At 68.8% G+C, this 2,526-nt stretch carries 2 protein-coding genes and 1 pseudogene; 1 reads left to right on the top strand and 2 read right to left on the bottom strand.

What is annotated here, in order from left to right; translation table 11 throughout:
- Positions 1–302: 302 nt before the first annotated feature.
- Positions 303–644 carry an ANTAR domain-containing protein gene (locus ACWEN3_RS45175; RefSeq protein ID WP_452984091.1) on the top strand — a complete coding sequence of 114 codons (342 nt, stop codon included), beginning with the start codon at positions 303–305 and terminating at the stop codon, positions 642–644.
- Positions 645–1,008: 364 nt separating this feature from the next.
- Here the strand turns inward: ACWEN3_RS45175 and ACWEN3_RS45170 are convergent, their stop codons facing one another.
- Positions 1,009–2,187, bottom strand: coding sequence for a PP2C family protein-serine/threonine phosphatase (locus tag ACWEN3_RS45170; protein ID WP_452984089.1), 1,179 nt, complete (start codon positions 2,185–2,187; stop codon positions 1,009–1,011).
- A gap of 205 nt (positions 2,188–2,392) precedes the next feature.
- Positions 2,393–2,526 (bottom strand): annotated as a pseudogene (locus ACWEN3_RS45165) (MerR family transcriptional regulator); the annotation flags it as partial.

The raw sequence follows: 2,526 nt of genomic DNA, 5'->3' as shown, positions 1-2,526 counted from the left end.
GCGCCCGGGCGCGCCCGACTCCGCCCCGCCCGCGGACGACACCTGCTCCAGCACCACCGCCGTGCGCCCGCCGGCCCGCCTGGTCCGGACCCGCACCCCGTTCCCCTTGCGCATGAGCATCCCGGCTCGGGTTACCCGCGCGGGAGCGGGAGGTTCGGAATCAAGCCCCCGTGTGCGTCCTCCGGGCTGTGGTCCCGGGGGACGCGTTTTGCTGTGTTCTGGTGCGGCGAAGTGGGTGCCGAAGACAATGTTCGGGCAGGCGATAAAGATGACCGCGACCCCTTGCTTCCATGGATGAACACATGGCTTCCCCCACCCGCCCCGATGCGACACCCGCCACCGCGGACCGCCGGCTGCGCGCCGAGGTGGAGCGGTTACGCAGTGAAAACCGGCAGCTGCAGCAGGCTCTCGCCTCCCACGCCGTGGTGGACCAGGCCATCGGCGTCCTGACAGTCATGACCCAGATGTCACCGGATGACGGCTTCACCGTGCTGCGCGAGGTCTCCCAGCGCACCAACATCAAACTGTCCGCCGTCGCCGAACACATCCTCGAGCGAGCCCGGGGATCACCCCTCCCCGAGGCCATCCAGGTGGAACTGCACGCGGCCCTCACCCACTACGCCGCCGAGCCGCCCACGACCTGACCGTGCAGCTGGTCTACGCCAAGCGCGCCGATGTCGGCGCCGGCTGCGAACGGGGACCGGTTGCCGTCGGATGGTGCCCCGCAGGGTACCCTCCGCCCGCGCTGCTCAGCGGCGTGCTGGAGTCGGCCAAGATTCCGGCAGGAGATCTGCTGTTGGGGCAGTGACGATAGACGGTGGCCCAGCCGACACCAGAGCGAGCCAAAAGCTCTGTCGCCGCTGCCAGGGCTGCGCCCGGGGTCTGCTTTGGGTCTGGTGCTCATCCGACCCTGCTTACTTGCTTTGTACCGCGACGCACAGCCGTCGACCACATGGCCGTACGCGGCCCTGGGGAGCGAGCTTTGGTGCTTGATCAGCGAACTGGACCCTAACCCTCTTCGCACTGCGGACCGTGCCAGTCCAGGATGAGGACAGTGGCGTCGTCCCTGAGGTTTCCCCGACAGGCATCCAGCACCGCCGTGGTCAGGCTGCGCACGGCTTCCCTGGGATGTGAGGTGCGGGTGTCCCACACGAGGGATGCCAGGTCGACGGCTCCGGCGCCGCGTTCCTGCATGCCGTCAGTGAGCAGGATCAGACGGTCGCCGGGGAGAAGCCGGAGTTCCTGGACACGGTAGGAGGTGGGGGCTGCCACGCCGAAGGGGAGGTTGACTGCGAGCTGGACCTCTTCGACCTCGGTGGCGCCTTTGCGTAGGCGCAGAGGCCGGGGATGCCCTGCGTTGACCAGTTCGCAGGTCCCCGTTGTGAGGCCGATGCACAGCAATTGGCCAGTGGCCAGGCCTCGGCTGTGGGTCAGTAGGGCGTCGTGGGCGTGTTGCGCCTGCTGGAGTGCGTCACAGCCGCTGCGGCGGGCGCCGCGCATAGCGCCGACCAGGAGCGTGGCGATCAGCGCGGAGTTGGTGTCGTGGCCCATGGCGTCGGTGATGGACAGGTGCAGTGTGTCGCGATCGAGGGTGTAGTCGTAGGTGTCGCCGCCGATGTCGTCGGCCGGCACCAGCCCTGCCGCGAGGGTGAACTGGGGAGCCTCGCAGCAGGAGGCCGAGGGAAGCAGTTGGTGCTGGATCTCGGCGGCCAGGCTGGTCTGGGTGGTGCGCCGGCCCGCGTGGTACAGGTCGGTGAAGCGGCGGTCCGTGACGATGATGTAGGCCAGTGCGTGCGCCGCGTCTTCGATCTGCGCGAGCACGGTGTCGTCGGCGTTCTGCAGCGTAGCCTCCAGCAGACCGATGCAGTCGCCGCGGTTGGTGACGGGCGAGATCACGCGCCGCCCGCCCTGGCCGTCCGGTTCCACGTGCTGGCACTGGGTGCGCAGGACTGCGTCGTAGACGCTGCCCTCCAGGTCGATCCGCTCGGCAGCGCCCCCCATGTCATCCTCGGCCTGTGTGGTCAGGCGCAGCAGCCGCCGACCCACGAGGTCGACGAACAGGAACGACACGCGCTCCGCCCCGAAGCGCTTGCGCAGGTCGTCCGCAAGTACCTCGACGGAGTCCCCGGGTGGTGCCGCCTCAGCGGCGGCCAGAAGCTGCCCCAGTTCCAGATCCCCGCCGTCCATGGCAACCTCCTATCGGTTGCCGCTCCCCCTTCCCCGGGTTCGCCCCTCGTCACCCCCTCCGTGCATCACGTCCGCTCGCGGTTCTCTCTTCCGGCGGAGTGGGGTTGACGCGTTGAGCCCGCCTGAGCTGCGGAACGGCGGTGTGGTGTCTCAGCGGCCTCGTCCGGCGGCAGTGCATCGGTTGCCTCGGGTTCGGGCGTTCTGATCAGGCTGATGTCTTCGGCTGAGGCTTGCCGCCCTCGGCGCGCAGTTGCTTGTTGATGCGCTGGGCTTCTTCGAGTTGGTCTTCGAGGATGACGATGCGGCAGGCGGCCTCTATGGCGGTGCCCTGGTCGACGA

It is taken from the genome of Streptomyces sp. NPDC004561, assembly GCF_053602155.1.
The sequence above is the reverse complement of the archived record's forward strand: the minus strand, read 5'-3'. Positions and strand labels throughout refer to the sequence as shown.

Bases quoted from the DNA above. Each gene is read 5' to 3' on its own strand.
- ACWEN3_RS45170 (WP_452984089.1), bottom strand. From the start codon at position 2,187: ATGGACGGCGGGGATCTGGAACTGGGGCAGCTTCTGGCCGCCGCTGAG.
- ACWEN3_RS45175 (WP_452984091.1), top strand. From the start codon at position 303: ATGGCTTCCCCCACCCGCCCCGATGCGACACCCGCCACCGCGGACCGC.